Raw genomic sequence first — 19,507 nt, 5'->3', positions numbered from 1 at the left:
TCACTAGAAACATAAAATAATAAGATTGAATATGGCACTAGCGCATAAATATACCTTAGTGGATGACGTCAAAATTCATTATGTTGAATCTGCTTATAAATCAGATGAAAAATCACTATCGACCATCGTTTTTCTACATGGTTTCCCTGAGTATTGGGGCGCATGGCATAAGCAATTAGACTATTTCTCAACCCATTATCGTGTTGTTGCGCCTGACTTACCCGGATATAACTTAAGTGATAAACCGACTGAGATTAGCTTTTATGCTGTGCCCAATTTGATTGCGTTTATGGCTAAATTTATTGCTGCTATTAGCCCTTGCCAATCCGTCATCCTCGTTGCCCATGATTGGGGCGGCGCTATCGCTTGGCCATTAGCGGCTTTTCATCCGCAGTTAATCAGCAAACTGATTATTCTCAATGCGGCGCATCCAAGTACCTTTACTCGGGAGATGATTAATAACCCTATTCAACGTCAAAAAAGTGCTTATATTCATCAGTTAATTAGTGTTTCTGGAGAATCACTGTTATCAAACAATGACTATCGCTACCTGATTGAGAAGATCATGGTCAGTTCAAAAGCCGATGTATTTACCGATGAACGACGAGCACAATATCGTCAAGTGTGGCGTCAACAAGGTGCCATAAATGGCATGTTGCAATACTATCGTGCCATGCCGCAATTAGCGTCTAGTCATTCAGACAATGGCAGCCCACAAGCGTTCGATGATAAATACTTAGTCAAATCGAATCAGGTAAAGAATACCTCCGACATAAAAATACCCAACATTCGAATTAATCACCCCACACTGGTGTTATGGGGAGAACAAGACCTAGCGTTCGTCAATGAGAACCTCGATAACATTACCCATTACGTGCCCAATTGCAGCCTGATCCGTTTCCCAAACACTAGCCACTGGCTACAACATGAACGACCCGATGAAGTGAATAGCGCCATCGACGCATTTATTAATCAACCACTGCTCAGTAACCAATAACCAATGTTCAGTATCCAATAAAGAAACATTAATCAGTAATCAATCAAAAACAATAACTAAAAAGGTTCTTTATGACGACATCTCAGGCTCCGCTCAACCAAGCACTTGTATTTGAAGTCGCTAAAAATAATTTACACAAAACTCGGTTTGTGGCACTCAACATAGAGCAGCCACTGGCAGAAAATGAAGTATTACTTCGCGTCGATAAGTTTGCCCTAACGGCAAATAATATCAGCTATGGCATTACCGGAGAGTCACTTGGCTATTGGCTATTCTTCCCTTCTGACAATGATCCACATCAATGGGGACGACTCCCGGTTATGGGATATGCAGATGTAGTATCGTCAAATAACGAGCATATAAAAGTAGGAGAAAGAGTGTGGGGCTTTATGCCTATGGCTACCCACCTAAAAATAACGGCCGGTAACATCTCTAAAGCGGGATTTTCAGATGTCAGTCCTTGCCGTGAAGGTTTATCACCTGTTTATTGCAGATTTGATCGCGTTAGTGAAAATCCCTTTTACCAACAAAAAAATGAAGACTATGACATCTTGTTGCGAGGGTTATTTACTACCTCTTGGCTGGTTGACGACTTCATGTTTGATAATCAATACTTTGGGGCTCAGCAATACCTGATCACCAGCGCCTCAAGTAAAACCAGTATCGCCCTCGCCTTTACGATTAAGCAACGAGGTGAGCGTCCTGCCATTGGTATAACGTCAACCGCTAACCGACACTTCGTCGAGTCCTTAGGCTGTTATACCAAGGTGATTAGTTACGAGGAAATAACCACCCTAGACCCCAATGTTAGTTCGATTTTGGTTGATATGGCTGGAGGTAAAACAACCTTATCAAGTATTCATCATCATTTTGCCAAGCAACTGTGTTACTCCTGCCGAATTGGCGCGACGCAACATGGCGATATTGATGTTAATGACACCATGAGTATCAACAACTTACCCGGTGCAACCCCGACGTTCTTTTTTGCCCCGACACAATTGAAAAAACGCAGTCTAGATTGGGGCGCAGGCGAAACAATGAAGCAAATGAGCGTGTCATTACTCCACTATATCGAGTTTTGTCGTTCAAGCATCACTATTGCCCATACCCATGATATTGACCACCTTAACGAGATTTACCAAGATGTATTGGCGGGGACTGCTGACGCGTCAGTGGGCCAAATCATCTCGTTGAACAAGTAGGCTCTACTGACCCTTGGAGATGAATTTTCCTCCAAAAGATAAACAGCCCCTTGATCCGCAATGGACTAAAAATGGACTTTATTGACCCAATAAACGGTCTTCTCTACATGAGGTTATTATGGATAATATTGAATTAGTGACATTTGTAAATACACAAGTCATCCCGGTGTGCATCTTTTTAATTATGATGGGCATGGGGTTATCGCTAGTCGTTGATGATTTTAAGCGCATTGTAAAATACCCAAAAGCCGTTGCGATTGGCTTAACCAATCAATTATTGCTATTGCCCATTATTGGGTTTGTATTGGCCAATATAATGCCATTAGAACCTGAATATGCTGTCGGGGTGATGTTGTTGGTACTGTGCCCTGGCGGCACGACGTCCAACATGTTTTCTCATTTGGCAAAAGCGGATGTTGCGCTTTCGGTCACCATGACCGCTGTGGCCAGTTTAATCACAGTATTTAGCATACCGATTGTGCTTAATTACTCCTTGGTTCACTTTATGGGACAAGGCAGTGAATTTCAGTTACCGATAATTCCAACCATGATAAGCCTAATGAAGTTAACCATAGTGCCTATCGCTATTGGTATGTTAATTAGACGATTTGCGCCTAAAATAGCGAAAAGCACCCAAGTTCATGTGTCACGATTTGGGATATTATTTCTAACCTTATTAATAATATTTTTGACTTATATTCAACAAGATATTGTTATTCCCGCCCTTATTGCCGCTGGGCCAGTTTCAGTAATATTAAATATTTCGACCATGTTACTTGGCTATTACTCAAGTAAATGGTTTGGATTAAACTTCGCTCAAAGAACATCGATTACCATTGAGGTAGGGCTGCAAAATAGTACCTTATCGATGTTTATGGCATTAACGCTACTCGCTAATTATAAGATGTCTTTTACGCCGGCTATTTACACCTTAACCATGTTGTTTACCGCAGGTATTTTAGTTGCTATGTTGAACTCAAAATATGTAAAAACGAGACGCTCAAAAGCGAATAATAACAACGAAACAATAACGAATTCTTAGGTGGAAAATGCAATTAATCAAGGTAGAAATTGAAAATAACATCCATGTTATTAGCTTAAATAATGGCAAGGTAAACGCGATATCACCTGAGGTCATTGTGCAAATCAATACCGCCCTAGACCTCGCTGAGCAACAAGGCGCTGTGGTGATATTAACCGGTCAAGCTGGAATATTCTCTGGTGGTTTTGATCTAAAAACCATGAAGCAAAGCTCTGAAGCGGCTATTGCACTTGTTACCGCAGGCTCAACATTAGCCCGCAGAATGCTGGCATTCCCAACGCCCATTATTGGCGCATGTACAGGCCATGCCATTGCAAAAGGCGCGTTTTTATTACTGAGTTGTGATTATCGTATTGGTTGTGCAGGTGACTTTAAAATCGGCTTAAATGAAGTCGCTATTGGCATGACAATGCACCAAGCTGGGATTGAGATTGCCCGTAATCGTATCCCGCAACATTACTTAACACGGGCAGTAATTAATGCCGAACTATTCAGCCCTGAATCAGCAGTCCTTGGCGGTTTTCTTGATCAGGTCGTTGAACCAGAACAACTGATGAGTACAGCACAAGCCGTGGCTGAACACATGCAAACTCTCAATATGAAAGCTCATCATGGCACCAAGCTAAAAGAGCGCGATTCAATACTCGCATTACTCGATGCCGCCATAAAACGTGATACACAAATTACGCTGAATTTATAAGGATATAACCATGACATCGCAAAAAAGCTATAAAACATTTACCGTCGAGATTACCAATAAAGTAGCCCATATTATTTTTAACCGACCCGATGCATTGAATTCAATGAATGTCGATTTTTGGCATGAGTTTCCAAGTGTAATTCACGATATTAATAATCAATCAGCTGCGCGTGCCATTGTTATCTCATCAAGGGGTAAACATTTTTGCTCGGGGATGGACTTAGCCGTGTTCAGTGAAAACAAGTCTGATACGAATATTGAGTTAGGCCGTAAACAAGACCAACTACGTCGCTTAGTATTGAAGTTACAAGACTGTTTTACCGTACTAGAAACCGCTCGAATGCCAGTTTTAATGGCGATTCAAGGTGGCTGTATTGGTGGCGCGGTGGATATGGTCAGCGCTGCCGATTGTCGATATTGCACTAGCGATGCTTTTTTTAGTATTGAAGAAACCAAACTCGGCATGACTGCAGACGTGGGTACGTTACAGCGTTTACCAAAATTAATTTCTATGGGGTTAGTCAAAGAGTTAGCCTACACAGGCCGAAGAATGCCCGCAGCAGAAGCTAAACAAGCGGGTTTAGTTAATCATGTGTATGACGATCAACAATCTATGATCACCGCAGTATTAGCCATTGCGGCAGAAATTGCTGCGCGGTCACCATTAGCCGTTACTGGTTGTAAAGAGATGATCAACTATGCACGCGATCATAGCGTATCTGATAGCTTAAATTATATGTCAGTCTGGCAAAGCGGCATGTTCCAGCCACAAAACGATATGATGGAAATATTCAAAGCTAAAGCGCAAAATCGTGCACCAGAATTTGAAGAATTAACCCAAATAGATACCACAAAAATATTCTAATCATTCTGGATTTATAGGGTTATTTGTTATTAATGCTTATTTGATTGAATTTATTTGAATCAACTTATGTTAACAAATAGCCCTAAAACCATTTAGAGACATTATGACAAAACCTTTGATTAACCTCGTCCATGCCAACGGTTTTCCCGCCGGAAGCTATCGGACATTTTTAGCTGAATTTGCTCCAAACTACAACACTATCGCACTTGATCAGTTCGGTCATAATGACATGTACCCGATACACAGCAACTGGCAGCACTTAGTCACTGAGTTAGTAGAATTCATTAAGAAACAAGATGATAAAGTAATATGTGTTGGCCATTCTTTTGGGGGGATTATTTCATTTATTGCTGCTTGCCAACATCCAGAACTCTTTCGGGGCTTAGTGATGCTAGACCCGCCAGTGGTCACAGGTGCGTTCTCACATTTACTCAGTTTTATTAAACGCACACCCTACATAGATAAACTATCACCCGCGGGTAAAGCCAAAACTCGCCAGCAACAATGGCCAGAAAAAACCAACTTGGTTGATTATTTTTCACAGAAGACTTTGTTCAAAAATTTCGATCCGCGCTGCTTGCAAGATTATGCTCACTCTGGGTTTATTCATCGCAACCAACGTGTCGAGTTAACCTTCTCTCCTACGGTTGAAGCTGATATTTTTAGGCACTTACCTACCAATTTAGCTCAATATAAAAACAAGCTTAAGGTGCCCGCTAAACTGATTTATGGTCAAAATACTAACATCTTCCCCATTAAACATTTTATCCGCTTTGCCAAATTAAACGACATCGACATAATGATGATGCCAAAAGGCGGTCACATGTTCCCACTAGAACAGCCAGAAAATACCGCTGCTATGGTGAAGGATCTAATTAAAGATTGGTAAGCTTACATTTAGGACGCTGCGCGACTATATGCTAGGAACTCGCAAGCTCGCCAGAGGGCGGGCTTCGATCCTTCTAGGTGCAAGGTTTTAGGATCTAGGTTTTAGGATCTAGGTTTTAGTCCTAGGATCTAGAAGCGTAGCGTCCTCGAAGACCGCAGGTCGTCCCAGCAGCCGCAGGCGCTTGTTCCTAGACCCTAGCAGGAGCCTTAGCAGCAAAGCGACTAGACAGCTCTATCCGTGAGCCCAGCGTTCGCTTGTTATCGTTTCTGAAGCTGTCCATAGGCGCCCGATTGTTACCCCCTTGGACTCTACTTCTCGACATGTTAGATCCTGCATGTCGAGAGCGTTTGGGTATACATGGCGATGGTTGTTGAGACTATGATAAAAAGTACTAATATATACGCTACTACGTAAACAATGCTAATCAAAAGAGGCCCTATTCATGATTAAGCCAATTGCTTTGTTATCTCTCCTAACCTTGGGGTTCGGTGTCTCTTATCCGTCATTGGCATTACCTTTAGATAAAATTGAATTACCGCAAGGTTTTACTATTGATGTATATGCCGAAAACATTGAGAATGCCCGCCAGATGGCCCTTGGTGACAATGGAACTGTATTTGTCGGCAGTCGTAAAGCGGGTAATGTTTATGCCCTTATTGACAGCAATAATGATTTTAAAGCGGACAAAAAAATCATTGTTGCGACCGATCTATTTATGCCATCAGGACTGGCATACCATCAAGGCAGTTTATATGTCGCTGATGTTGATAAAATCTGGCGTTACCCTAATATTGAAAAGTCTTTGCCTACTATCCCTAAACCAGAATTGGTGTACAACAAGCTTCCCAATAAAGCCCATCATGGTTGGAAATTCATCACCTTTGGGCCTGATGGAAAACTGTATATCCCAGTAGGAGCCCCTTGCAATGTCTGTTAAAGTGAACTGCCTTTTGCCAGCATTCTCAAATTAGACCTAGACACTAAACAAACCACCATAGTTGCTAAAGGCGTACGTAATAGCGTTGGATTTGATTTTCATCCGCAAACCGGTGAATTGTGGTTTACCGATAATGGCCGCGACATGATGGGTGATGACTTACCTGATGATGAGCTTAATCGTGTGAGCCAAACGGGCCAACACTTTGGTTTTCCTTATATACACAATAGCAAGATTGCAGACCCTGATTTTACTGATCCACAAATAGCTAAACTCAATACCCCTCCAGTATTAACCCTTGGCGCTCATGTTGCCGCACTAGGGATGGAGTTCTATCAAGGGAATCAATTTCCAGCAGCGTTTCACCATTCCATCTTAATTGCCCAGCATGGGTCTTGGAATCGAAGCAGTAAAGTGGGTTACCGTATCATGCAAGTTGAACTTCAAGATAACACGGTTATCGGCTATAAGCCTTTTGCAACAGGGTGGCTTGATGGCGAACAAAGCTGGGGACGTCCAGTAGATGTCATGACATTAGCCGATGGCTCACTACTGGTCTCTGACGATTTTGCTAACGCTATATATCGTATCAGTTACACAAAACCGTAAAATTTTAATTTAAAGTTTAATCCATAAAGTAAGCCAGTCTGATATGGGTTAGGCTTTAATTAAATCTAACTTAGCAGATGAATTAATAGTCAAGTCATGAATATTTGAGAGAATACCGTCCATGGCCGCTTGCTGGTGTCTGACCCATAGGGCTTTGGGAAATGTCATTATCATGTATGATACATCACTGTCTTTACCGCCACTGAATGAGTGAATTCTTATATATATTAGAGTGATGCTCGAGCCCTCATGGACGAGTTTACTGCGTGTCAATGAGTAAATGGCGATGAGGCTTGAAACGATTTATAGAGAACGACAGGGCCTCACATCAATCCTGCTGTATGCTTTATAACTTCCCCGCTTAACGGTACTACTTTCTTAACTGAATTTGCTCAGCAATAAGCTTGGCCCATGCAGTATAAATCTGTGGGCCTGGGTGGAAACCATCTGTGGCCATCACTTGACGCATAAAATCGACCATACTGCTGTCTTGCTGTGGGTTTTCTAATGGTAAATTAATCAATGTAAAACGAGTTTGTGCTTTGGATTGCTTATCGATTTGTTGCTGATCAAGTGCTTGTTGATCAAGCATAAGCAACAGTTGCTGCAATTTATGATTAAAGTGCTTGGCTCGTTGGCCTAGGCTCCAGCGCAGTGGATTTGGCAAAGCCGGAAATGACCCGAGTGGCGGTATGGCAGTCACCAAGATGAGTTTTGGGGTATATCGCTCAGTGATAAGTGTCAATAACTGGGCTTGTTGCTGCAGCCACTTATCGCAGCTCAGGGATGAAGTGATATCGTTGACCCCAAGTGAGGTAATGATGATATCAAAATGCCCTTGACCTAGTATGGGATGTGAACAATTGATGTGATCATTTAACGACTCAAGCGTAGTCGAAGTGGTCGCGCCAGTTTTGGCAAAAAGACCGTATTTTAGATGACCATGTGGACGTAAATAATGGACCACCTGCCCCAGCAACGCCTGATCCTGATTAGCGACCCCCACACCTGCTGCGGCTGAATCTCCTAATATAAGCACACTCAACTCAGGATTGGTGCCTGTTTGCCCTAAGCGTTCGCCCTCAGGCTCAGCAAGTTTTGGGGTGGTGCGACGAACGTTTAGCCCTTGCAGCAGTAAAACGGGGGCCAGCATGATAGATATTCCCTGATGTAGCATGTGAACTCCCTGTGACTCTGGGTCCGCGACTAATAGCCTAGTTAACCTAAAAAAGTTAATACCAAAGCCATAAAGCAAACCAATACCCATTAATAATGATCTTTTTAGTTTTAGTATGGAGCAACTGAAACCGCGGAAACTTAACGATTATCTGCAATAAATTGAACCACGACTTCAGCTAGCGCTTCGCCTTTGTCTTCTTGTAAAAAGTGACCGGCACTGACAATAGTGGTGTGTTTTTGCCCTTTTGTGCCTGGTATCAGTTTTTGCATTAGTTTGTCTCCGCCTGCAGTGATCGGATCTGAATCACTGAACGCAGTCAAAAAGGGCTTTTGCCATTGCGACAAGACCTTCCATGCTGAACGATTTTTTTCGGCGGCAGGATCATCCGGTGTGGTTGGCACTAACAACGGAAACTGACGCGCGCCCTCTTTATATTTTTCTTGTGGAAATGGTGCATCGTAAGCGGCAATGACATCAGCTGACAACGTCGACACACAAGCACTATTAATCAAGTTGCCAGTTGGAAAAAGTTCAACATCTTGTGAGAACGTTTGCCATTGTTTAAAAGCTTCACCTGGCTCATGGTCACCTGTTGGTAACATGGTATTGGCTGCAACAATGCCTCTATAACGCTGGGTATCTTCTGCGGCTAAACGTAAACCAATTAACCCACCCCAGTCTTGGCACACCAGCATTATGTTGGTTAGTTTGAGTTGTAACACCAATGACGTCATCCAATCAACATGGCGTTGATAAGTATAGTCGCTTCGTTTGCTGGGTTTATCTGAACGTCCGAAGCCAACAAGATCGGGCGCAATAACGCGATGACCGGCTTGCACAAGAATGGGGATCATCTTACGGTACAAAAAGCTCCATGTTGGCTCACCGTGTAGTAATAATATCGGTTCTGCATCTCTGGGGCCTTCATCCAGATAATGAACCCGTAATTGGCCGCCTTCACTATCGTCAACCATTAAGTAATGAGCGGCAAAGTTGTAGTCCGGTAGATTGGCAAAACAACCATCATCGGTGCGTAAACATTCCATATTGATTCCCTTCCAGTTCGTCTATAAATAACCACTCATCGACTTAATTAACCAACTCGGGTTGAGCGGTGAGATCAATAAGCCAAAATTAGAATATTTGACCTCGTTATTATCCCGAGCTGAGGCTAACTAATATCTTTAATCGCACGCCCGATACCATCAACCGTTAATGGGTACATTTTATGGTCAACTAGCTGTTGAATAATGGAGATTGAATGATGAATTGGCCAGTGGTTTTCAGGTTGCGGATTTAACCAAGCAACCTTACTAAAATGACTTAACAACTGATTCATATACTCGACAGCGGGTTTTTCATTCCAATGCTCAACACAGCCGCCTTTGGCGATAATTTCGTACGGCCCCATGGTCGCATCGCCGACAAAAATGACTTTATAATCGGCAGAAAAGGTTCTGATGATCTCTTCAAGAGCAATGGTTTTATCAAACCGTCTGCTATTATCCTGCCAAACTTGGTCGTATACACAATTATGAAAATAGAAAAATTTTAAATGCTTAAACTCACTATGTGCAGCGGAGAATAACTCTTCACAGGTATGAATATAATCATCCATTGAGCCGCCAATATCGAAAAACATCAGTACTTTAACGGCGTTATGACGTTCTGGCTCCATATGCACATCTAACATGCCACCATTCTTGGCGGTTGAGTTAATAGTGGTGTTAATATCAAGCTGTTCACTGGCACCGGTACGGGCAAATTTTCTGAGTTTTTTAAGGGCTAATTTGATATTGCGAGTGCCTAACTCACGGTCTTGGTCGAAATTTTTAAATTCTCGCTTATCCCACACTTTCACCGCACTGTTATTACGGTTTTTGTCTTGGCCGACTCGGATCCCTTCAGGATTATAGCCATAGGCACCAAACGGTGATGTGCCGCCAGTACCGACCCATTTATTGCCGCCGGCATGTCGTTTCTTCTGTTCTTCTAAACGCTCTTTTAACGCTTTCATCAATTGATCAAGTCCGCCTAATGACGTTAGTTGGTCTTTTTCTTCTTGAGAGAGGTGTTTTTCGAATTCTTTTCTAAGCCAATCTTCCGGCACAATGTGATCGAACACATCAATATTTTCTATCCCTTTAAAGTACTCAGCAAATGCGTTGTCGTATTTGTCATAGTGAATTTCATCTTTAACCATGACAATTTTGGCAAGGTTATAAAAGTCTTCTACATTGGCAAAAATCACCCCTTTTTTTAATACCGCGATAAGATCTAATAGCTCTCGTAAGCTACAAGGGACTTTATGCTTTTTTAGGGTGAGAAAAAAATCAATAAACACTGTGATATCACCTGTTTCTGCGGCTCATAAAGGCCAATTTTTCAATCAATGAAACGTCTTGTTCATTTTTTAACAGTGCGCCAAACAAAGGAATGATATCTGACTTTTTATCGAGTAATGTATCTTGCGATATGTCATCGGATATCAATAGTTTTAACCAATCAATTAACTCTGATGTTGACGGTTTTTTCTTGATGCCACTGACTTCGCGTAAATCAAAAAACACCTCTAATGCTTGTTTTAACAATGCTTGTTTAACATCAGGATGATGCACATCGATAATTTTTTCCATTTCAGCTTTAGTCGGAAACTTGATGTAATGGAAAAAACAGCGCCTTAAGAAAGCATCGGGTAATTCTTTTTCATTATTTGAGGTGATGATGATAATTGGTCGCTGTTTTGCTTTAATCACTTGTTGAGTTTCATAAACATAAAACTCCATTTTATCAAGCTCTTGCAACAAATCATTCGGAAATTCGATGTCTGCTTTATCGATTTCATCAATCAACAATATGGGTCTTTGCTCTTCTTCAAACGCCTGCCATAACTTGCCTTTAACGATATAGTTGCCAATATCATGAACCCGTGCATCACCTAACTGACTGTCGCGTAACCGAGATACTGCATCATATTCATAGAGGCCTTGTTGCGCTTTAGTGGTCGATTTAATATGCCATTGATACAATTTACAATTGAGTGAACTGGCTAGTTCTTCGGCTAACTGGGTTTTACCGGTACCGGGCTCGCCCTTAATTAATAACGGTTTTTCTAATGAGATCGCCGCATTTACCGCCAAGCTAAGTTCGTTTGATGCAATATAATTTTGTGTACTTTTAAACATGGTCTTACCTTTTTTATTCATGTCGCTTTGTCGCTATTAATAAGCACCAGCCTCAAAGCTATTTGTTTGTGTTAATCGTCGGTAATTGAAAATGAATAGATTAAAACTAAAAACGGACTACCCCATTTAATCAACATAAGCTCTATTATTAAACCACTTTCTTTAGGCAACTTCCTTTTAGGCTGCTTTGATGGAAACCGGCGTACCATTAAATGCCGCATTACCTGTCAGCATATCAACTCGATTGGCATCTGTTAAATCATTAATGCTCACCCCTGGCTGAGTTGCTGCAACCGACATGTTAGTACCTTTTTGATTGTGTCCCCAGCCTTGAGGCATACTGACCACACCTTGTTGGATATCATCAGTGATTGCGACTTCAATGACAATATCACCTACCGCTGAACTGACATTAACTAGCTGCCCTTGTTTGATCCCAAGCGCTTGTGCATCTTGTGAATGCACTTCTAAGGTACATAAATTTTTTCCTTTAATGAGTCGTTGTGAATTTTGTGTCCAGGTATTGTGACTTTTAACTAATCGTCGACCAATTAACTCAAACGGATAAGCTTGATCACGCGCGGGTTGTGCCATAACGGCATCCAAACGAGGTAAATCATCTCGATAGATTTGCGGAAATAAATTGACCTTGCCGTCTGCGGTTTTTATCCGCTCAGCAAGACACGGCATTAACGGGCCAATATCAATACCATGGGGATTATCAATCAGCTTTTGTAAGCTCATACCCTCTTCGCCATAGGGCCCTTTTTTCAGTTCCATATCTAACAGCATTTCTGGAGTGATTTTTTGCATCGGGTCGTCAGTCGCAATATTGAGCATCCGGGCAGAAATCTGTTTAAGTATTTGCCAGTCACTGCGTTGATCCGGTTGTTGATCAAATAATGGCGGTGAGTATTTAACTGTGTTTCTAACCGAAAATGAATTAAAGAAAATATCGAAATGAGAATTTTCAACGCCCGTAGTCCCCGGCAAAATAATGTTGGCGTATTGGGTGGTTTCATTTAAATAAATGTCAACCGAGACCATGTAATCTAAGCCTGCAAAAGCTTGGGCTAATTTATGCCCACTGGGGGCTGAAAGTACCGGATTGCCAGCAACCGTGATCACGCTTCTTATCTGCCCTTCTCCTGGCGTCTGTATTTCTTCCGCTAAGGTCGCAACCGGAAATTCACCATTGAAAAATGGCAGCTTACGTACTCGCGTTTGATGTTGGCCAAATGAACTTTTATGACCGGGTTGATGATTGCGCAGTAAATCAAAAGCAGGCTGTGGAAACATAGCGCCACCGGCACGGTCAAAGTTGCCGGTAATAATATTGAGTACATTGGTTAGCCATAGACATAAGCCACCAAATGTTTGCGTTGACGCCCCCATGCGGCTATAACAAACAGCAGAATCTGCTGCGAGCATGTCTGCGGCTAAGGTGCGAATACTCGTCGCATTAATGCCGACAAATTCAGCCACAAGCTCGGGCGAATAGTGTTTTGCTAGGCTTTCAACATCATCTAGCCCATCAACTTGGGTTTCTAAATGACGTAAATTAACCATATTTGAATCAAAAACGCAGTGGATCAACGCCAGCAGTAATAACGCATCTTTTTCTGGGCGAATAAACAGATGTTGATCAGCAATTTTGGCTGTGCGGGTTCTGCGGGGGTCAACAACGACAATTTTTCCACCACGTTTTTGGATGGCTTTCATCCGACCTATAACGTTAGGTGCCGTCATCATGCTACCGTTTGATACCACAGGATTACCACCAATGATCAGCATAAAATCAGTTCTATCAATATCGGGCACCGGAATTAACATGCCCGCGCCAAACATAAAGTTTGCAGCAACATGATGAGGTAATTGATCGGCAGAGGCAGAGCTGAAACGGTTTATGGTGCCAAGTGCCTTCATAAATGGTTTAAGGAACAGCGCATTACCAAGACTATGGGCATTGGGATTACCCAAATAAACCGCCAACGCATTGTTGCCATGCTGCTGTTGAATGCCTTTAAACTTTTCAGTTATTTCGCTAAAGGCTTCATCCCAGCTAATATCTTCCCAACCTGTTGCGGTTCGCCTAATAGGCGTTTTTAAGCGATCTTTGTCAGTATAAAAATCTTCTAAGGCTAAGGCTTTTGGGCAGTTATAACCTTGACTAAAGGGGTCTAGTTGATCGCCTTTAATTGATAAGATTTGGTTATCTTGATAGGTAATTTCCAAGCCACACATGGCTTCACAAATATTGCAATTTCGATAATGGGTGTTAATTTCGCTCATATTTATCGCCTGACTTGGAATAGTAAACCTGTCATAAACACAACCCAATTAACAACATTGATTAATTTAGTTGTGGCCGTTATAAATTATTGATAAACAATATTTTTATAAAATTATCATGATAAAAATTATAATTTAACGATTAACTTGCCTTTATTATCACCGGTAAAAAACAAGTTTAAGCCGGTGATAGCCGACTCAAGACCATTTAACACATGGGCGCGATGTTTAATTTGTCCTTTCATGACGTAAGGTGTCAGTTTTTCTAATAGCGCTGGCACGTCACCAAAATGATCAGGCATAGTGAAGCCTTGTATAATGAGGCGTTTTTTAATCACTTGGATCCAGCTTGGTGCTAAATCTGGCACGGCTTTCGGGTAATCGGCAATCATGCCACACACCACAATGCGGCCATGGGCATTCATTTTGGCAAACACATGGTGCTGGATCGGGCCGCCGGTATTTTCAAAATACACATCAACGCCGTCGGGGGTTAATTCGGCCAATTTTGCGGCTAAATCATCGGTCTTGTAATTAATCGCACCATCAAAACCTAATTCGTTAACAATCCAATCGGCTTTTTCATCACTACCGACAACACCGATAACCCTGAGGCCATCCGCTTTAGCCAACTGTCCCACAATAGAACCAACCGATCCTGCTGCGCCAGAAACTACGATGGTTTCGCCTTTTTGTGGTTTACCTACGTTAAAGAGTCCTTGCGTCGCCGTTAACCCCGGCAAAGCAAAAACCGATAAAATAGCTTCATCTGGTAATGGCGCAGTCACTTTATTTAACCCCGCGCCGTTACTTAAAAAATATTGTTGCCAACCCATCATGCCCATCACTCGGTCGCCGACCTTAAAGCCAGGATGGTTACTCTCTACAATTTCACCAATGCCAGAACTGCGCATCACCTCACCTAACGCAACTGGCGGAATGTAACTTTCGGTATCAGCGCTCATCCAACCAAACATCGCAGGATCAAGTGACATGCAGTTTTGTTTGACCAAAAATTGTCCGTCAGCCACTTTAGGCATTGGCTTTTCAACCACTTCAAATAATTCAGGGCCGATGGGGCCACCTTGAGGACGGGCGATTAAGTTAATGGCTTTATATGTGCTCATATTTTTGCTCTCTTTGTTGGTATATTAATGCTGCATGTGACTGCGCGATACTTTGGTTTATTGAGACCGTGGTTAATGGATATCGTCATCCTGGTGAGATACTTGTGTCATTTTGCTGTTATTACCTAATGAGTTGCTTAATACTTTTTATGCTGCTGATATTTTGGGTTTGATAAAAGTGTTTAAAGTGCTGGGCAAGCTTTTCACTTTCAACGAAAACCTGTTGCCAATACTGGATGCGCTGAGCGGGTTTCATGTCGATAAAATCACTACGGTCAGGAATTTTTTTATAGGGCAAAGATTCAACAAATTCAGCAGAAGGACAAAGCAATACGGTTTTATCGTAGTGTTCTAGCCTGACGTTGCGGGACAGCTTTTTATCGAACCAGCCCGCTTTTAATGTCGAGCTAAAATGAGGGTAAAGGATTAAGCCTTGATTTTGAATATTGAAATCAAAATGATAATCGATAATGCCGCCATCTCGATACATGCCGGGTGGACAATCAACAATATCTTTTATGCCTTGCATCACCATAGGAATAGAACCTGACGCCAGTAGCGCAGCTTTGATATTGTGTTGACTAAAAGCCACCGCGGTAGTTGGGATGTTATCCGGATCGTGGAGAACTAAATCACTTTGATTATGCTGAAATATATATCGTTCATATTGACTATTTAGTAACGAGCGACTCAAGGTATTTCTAATTACGCTGTTAACCAACCCAGCCCCTAGTGTGAACTTGTTTTCTGATGCTACGAAACCATTGCATTTAGCCACAATAAAATGGGCTTTAAAGACGTTATTATTAATAATTTCAGCTGCGCCGTTGTCACCAAAGAGCTCATCAAGCAATTCAATGGCTTTAGCGGTAATTTCTGCCGCTTTGGGTTTAGTATTATCCGAGTACACGGTTTCACTGTAGTGTTTAGCTAAACGCTCTATTGCCGCTACGGGGTCTTTTTGCGCAAAGCACGCGGCGCGAAACGCACCGGCACTTGAGCCAATGAGATTTAACGGCTGTTGTCTGCCTTTGAAAAACTCCCCAAAGATATATTTATCTAATCCCAGTAAGGTAAACCATTTGGGCCCACCGCTTGCACCAAGGAAAGCGCTAAATAACTCAGGGGAAAATCCATCTTGCTGGATCTTTTTTAAGGCCGTTTCACCAGCATATATTTCTAACATATGGCTCTTATTGTTAAACTGTCGGCAATAAATGCCGACAGTTAAGTTTCGAGACTAAAGCTTCGGGACTTAAAGTTTCGAGACTAAAGTTTCGAGACTAAAACTTCAATACTAAACTTCGACACTAAAGCATCTAGGTTAATGATTAGACAGTTGTTATTAAAACATTAGTCTCTAAAAAGTAGCATCGATGAAGCTTACGCCTTATTACGAAGATCTTTGCGTAACACTTTACCCACATTACTTTTGGGCAATTCATTCATAAATTCAACTACTTTAGGTCGCTTATAATTGGTGAGCATTTTATTACAATGATCGAGTATATCTTGCTCGGTAAGCGTTGGGTCTTTTCGAACAATGTACACTTTGACTCGCTCACCAGTGATATCGCACGACACCCCCACAGCGGCAGCTTCAAGTACCCCTTCATGCATCACCAGTACTTCTTCGATTTCGTTTGGAAATACATTAAAACCTGAAACATTGATCATATCTTTCTTTCGATCAACAATTTTGAAAAAACCATTTTCATCCATGGTGGCGATATCACCTGTCGCTAACCAACCATCGATTAAGACTTCATCGGTGGCTTTTTGGCGATTGTAATAGCCTTTCATCACTTGTGGACCTTTAACCCACATTTCGCCCGGCTCGCCCAATGCCACGTCTTCACCATCAGCCCCGACTAAACGAATATCCGTTGATGATGCAGGCAAACCAATAGAGCCATTGAAACTTTTTTGGTTATAAGGACTTAATGTCACTAAGGGCGCACATTCGGTTAATCCATATCCTTCTAAAAGTCGACTGTTAGTGACTTTTTCCCAAAGCTCTGCAACCGGACGTTGCACAGCCATTCCACCACCAAGCCCCATTTTTAAGGCACTAAAATCAAGTTTGTCGAATCCAGGGGTATTTAGTAGCCCATTAAATAAGGTATTTACCCCAGTAATAACGGTAAAGCGATATTTAGCCAGCTCTTTAACAAAACCTGCCATATCTCTTGGATTGGTGATTAATAGATTAGTGCCGCCAAATGGTAAAAAGGCCAAACAATTAGAAGTTAACGCATAGATATGATAAAGCGGCAAAGCGGTTATCATAATTTCTTTGTTTATTTCGAAGACATTTTTTGTAACCGCATTGGACTGTTCTATGTTGGCCACCATGTTGCGATGAGTCAGCATGGCGCCTTTTGATGGGCCTGTGGTACCACCGGTATATTGTAAAAAGGCCAAATCAGCACCCACAACCTCAACTGGCGTCAAATTAAGTTTACTGCCTTTGGCCATTGCGTCATTAAATTTAATGGCATTGGGCAAATCAAACGCTGGGACTAGTTTTTTTACATGCTTAATTGCGCCGTTGACGAGTGCGCCTTTAATCATACCTAACCTGTCACCTACGCCTGTGAGGATCACATGCTTTACATCGGTTTTATTAATAACAGACTGTAATACATGAGCAAAGTTTTCAAGAATAAGGATCCCTTTAGTGCCAGAGTCTTTTAATTGATGTTCTAACTCGCGGGCGGTATACAGTGGATTAACGTTAACCACCGTCAGACCCGCAATCAGTGCGCCAAATAGTGCAATGGGATATTGCAGTGTATTGGGGATCATGATGGCAAATTTATCACCCTTAACTAAGCCTAAATCTTGCTGTAAGTAAGCAGCAAAATCCGTCGCTTGTTGTTCAAGTTGCTGATAAGTAATGCTGACATCCATATTAATGAACGCAGTATTATTGGCATACAACTTGGTATAAATTAAGAATAAATCTGCCAAAGAATTATATTTATCAGGATCTATTTCAAACTCAACCCCTGGCGGATAACTCTTCTCAAGCCAAATCTTTTCCATAATATTTTTCCCCAAATGTTACGTTATTAGCGGCTAGCAAATACTCTAGCAGCCATGTTTATTATTATTTTGTATGATGCAAAAATTAACTTAACCAGACATTAACGTTTCATTAACTTTTTATCAACCTAACATTGAGCCAGACTTATAACACTTCAAATAAGCCCGCGGCTCCCTGACCACCGCCAATACACATACTGATCACCACGTATTTAACCCCACGACGTTTACCTTCAATTAGCGCATGCATTACCATGCGAGTGCCGCTCATGCCATAAGGATGGCCAATGGAGATTGCGCCGCCATCAACATTTAAACGATCGGCTGGAATACCGAGCTTTTCAGCACAATAAATCACTTGAACAGCAAACGCTTCATTGATTTCCCATAAACCAATATCGTCAATTGTGAGACCATGGCGCTCAAGTAATTTTGGAATCGCATAAATTGGGCCTATGCCCATTTCATCAGGTTCACAGCCCACAACTACCATGCCCCGATACGCCCCTAAAGGACTCAACCCACGTTGCTCTGCTAATTCACGCTCCATGACTACCACAGCCGCAGCACCATCAGAGAGTTGCGACGCATTACCGCCGGTAATCGAGCCGGATTCTTTGACCGCTTTTAAGCTCGCCAAACCTTGTAGATCGGTAGACGGGCGATTACCTTCATCCTTGGTTAAGGTGACTTGTTGCTTACTCATTTCACCGCTGGCTTTGTCCATTACCAGCTTAGTGCAAGTAACAGGCACAATTTCATCATCAAATCGGCCTTCAGTTTGCGCCGCTGCGGTGCGTAGTTGAGATGTTAAAGCGTAGGCATCTTGTGCTTCACGAGAAATACCATATCGTTCAGCAACCACTTCGGCAGTATCAAGCATCGGCATATAAATGGCTGGTTGGTAAGCTTTTATGCTGGGATCAACCGCACGATGCATATTCATTTTATCGTTTTGTACTAAGCTGATTGAGTCACAACCACCGGCGACAACAATTTGGGCACCATCAACAACGATATGGTTGGCTGCGATAGCAATAGACATTAACCCTGAAGAACATTGACGATCGACAGTCATGCCCGGCACAGATACCGGTAATTGTGCCGCCATGGCCACTTGACGACCAAAGTTCATTCCTTGGTTGCCTTGAGTTAACGCAGCACCAAAAATACAATCTTCAATGTCATGAGGGTCAATACCCGCTCTCTCTATTGCGGCGTTTACCGCAACGGCCGCTAACGTCGGGGCGGATAAATCGTTAAATGCACCGCGATAGGCTTTACCTATAGGTGTTCGGGCGGCTGATACAATGACGGCTTCTCTCATGATAATTCCTGTCTTTTTATAGTTGTTGTTTATCGTTCGAACGGACTTGGTGCTGTTATTTGCCATGATTATTCAAGTCATGACTCGCGTAATGATTGCCGCACTAG

General features: G+C 42.2%; 15 protein-coding genes and 1 pseudogene. 7 read left to right on the top strand and 9 right to left on the bottom strand.

Annotation, left to right across the window (positions count from 1 at the left end; translation table 11 throughout):
- The first annotated feature begins 31 nt into the window (after nt 1-31).
- The 7 genes and pseudogenes from AAEZ02_RS16025 to AAEZ02_RS15995 all read left to right on the top strand — a co-directional run bounded on the left by AAEZ02_RS16025 (nt 32) and on the right by AAEZ02_RS15995 (nt 7,241).
- Nucleotides 32-997, top strand: a complete 966-nt coding sequence (locus AAEZ02_RS16025) for an alpha/beta fold hydrolase (protein WP_351074909.1) — start codon at nt 32-34, stop codon at nt 995-997.
- Nucleotides 998-1,068: 71 nt separating this feature from the next.
- Entirely contained in the window at nt 1,069-2,199 is a 1,131-nt protein-coding gene (locus AAEZ02_RS16020; protein ID WP_351123971.1) for a DUF2855 family protein, read from the top strand.
- A 118-nt stretch (nt 2,200-2,317) separates the two neighbouring features.
- Entirely contained in the window at nt 2,318-3,241 is a 924-nt protein-coding gene (locus tag AAEZ02_RS16015; protein WP_101031372.1) for a bile acid:sodium symporter family protein, read from the top strand.
- Between the two features lie 7 nt (nt 3,242-3,248).
- The gene (locus tag AAEZ02_RS16010; protein WP_124013149.1) at nt 3,249-3,941 is read left to right on the top strand and encodes a crotonase/enoyl-CoA hydratase family protein; all 693 of its coding nucleotides are present in this window, start codon (nt 3,249-3,251) and stop codon (nt 3,939-3,941) included.
- A 10-nt stretch (nt 3,942-3,951) separates the two neighbouring features.
- Nucleotides 3,952-4,806 (top strand): crotonase/enoyl-CoA hydratase family protein, encoded by an 855-nt coding sequence (locus tag AAEZ02_RS16005; protein ID WP_351123968.1) that lies wholly within the window; start codon nt 3,952-3,954, stop codon nt 4,804-4,806.
- A 103-nt stretch (nt 4,807-4,909) separates the two neighbouring features.
- Entirely contained in the window at nt 4,910-5,695 is a 786-nt protein-coding gene (locus tag AAEZ02_RS16000) for an alpha/beta fold hydrolase (protein WP_351123965.1), read from the top strand.
- 442 nt (nt 5,696-6,137) lie between these two features.
- Nucleotides 6,138-7,241 (top strand): annotated as a pseudogene (locus tag AAEZ02_RS15995) (PQQ-dependent sugar dehydrogenase).
- 370 nt (nt 7,242-7,611) lie between these two features.
- Here the strand turns inward: AAEZ02_RS15995 and AAEZ02_RS15990 are convergent.
- From AAEZ02_RS15990 to AAEZ02_RS15950, 9 genes are all read right to left on the bottom strand, one after another.
- Nucleotides 7,612-8,394 carry an SGNH/GDSL hydrolase family protein gene (locus AAEZ02_RS15990; RefSeq protein WP_351074913.1) on the bottom strand — a complete coding sequence of 261 codons (783 nt, stop codon included), beginning with the start codon at nt 8,392-8,394 and terminating at the stop codon, nt 7,612-7,614.
- Between the two features lie 164 nt (nt 8,395-8,558).
- Nucleotides 8,559-9,467, bottom strand: coding sequence for a haloalkane dehalogenase (locus AAEZ02_RS15985; protein WP_101031357.1), 909 nt, complete (start codon nt 9,465-9,467; stop codon nt 8,559-8,561).
- A 125-nt stretch (nt 9,468-9,592) separates the two neighbouring features.
- Nucleotides 9,593-10,765, bottom strand: a complete 1,173-nt coding sequence (locus AAEZ02_RS15980; RefSeq protein ID WP_351123962.1) for a vWA domain-containing protein — start codon at nt 10,763-10,765, stop codon at nt 9,593-9,595.
- Nucleotides 10,766-10,772: 7 nt separating this feature from the next.
- Complete coding sequence (locus tag AAEZ02_RS15975) at nt 10,773-11,606, bottom strand: AAA family ATPase (protein ID WP_101031353.1); 834 nt, start codon at nt 11,604-11,606, stop codon at nt 10,773-10,775.
- 177 nt (nt 11,607-11,783) lie between these two features.
- Nucleotides 11,784-13,898, bottom strand: coding sequence for a molybdopterin-dependent oxidoreductase (locus tag AAEZ02_RS15970; protein WP_351123959.1), 2,115 nt, complete (start codon nt 13,896-13,898; stop codon nt 11,784-11,786).
- Nucleotides 13,899-14,026: 128 nt separating this feature from the next.
- The gene (locus AAEZ02_RS15965) at nt 14,027-15,025 is read right to left on the bottom strand and encodes an NADP-dependent oxidoreductase (protein WP_351123956.1); all 999 of its coding nucleotides are present in this window, start codon (nt 15,023-15,025) and stop codon (nt 14,027-14,029) included.
- A 121-nt stretch (nt 15,026-15,146) separates the two neighbouring features.
- Nucleotides 15,147-16,211, bottom strand: coding sequence for a patatin-like phospholipase family protein (locus AAEZ02_RS15960; RefSeq protein WP_351123953.1), 1,065 nt, complete (start codon nt 16,209-16,211; stop codon nt 15,147-15,149).
- 197 nt (nt 16,212-16,408) lie between these two features.
- Nucleotides 16,409-18,073 carry an AMP-binding protein gene (locus AAEZ02_RS15955; RefSeq protein WP_101031345.1) on the bottom strand — a complete coding sequence of 555 codons (1,665 nt, stop codon included), beginning with the start codon at nt 18,071-18,073 and terminating at the stop codon, nt 16,409-16,411.
- Between the two features lie 145 nt (nt 18,074-18,218).
- Complete coding sequence (locus tag AAEZ02_RS15950; RefSeq protein ID WP_124013139.1) at nt 18,219-19,400, bottom strand: acetyl-CoA C-acyltransferase; 1,182 nt, start codon at nt 19,398-19,400, stop codon at nt 18,219-18,221.
- Nucleotides 19,401-19,507: the final 107 nt, after the last annotated feature.

Origin of the sequence: Shewanella sp. T24-MNA-CIBAN-0130, from assembly GCF_040310185.1 — a bacterium.
Taxonomy (GTDB): domain Bacteria; phylum Pseudomonadota; class Gammaproteobacteria; order Enterobacterales; family Shewanellaceae; genus Shewanella; species Shewanella psychromarinicola.
This window is presented reverse-complemented; position numbering and strand designations above follow the sequence as displayed.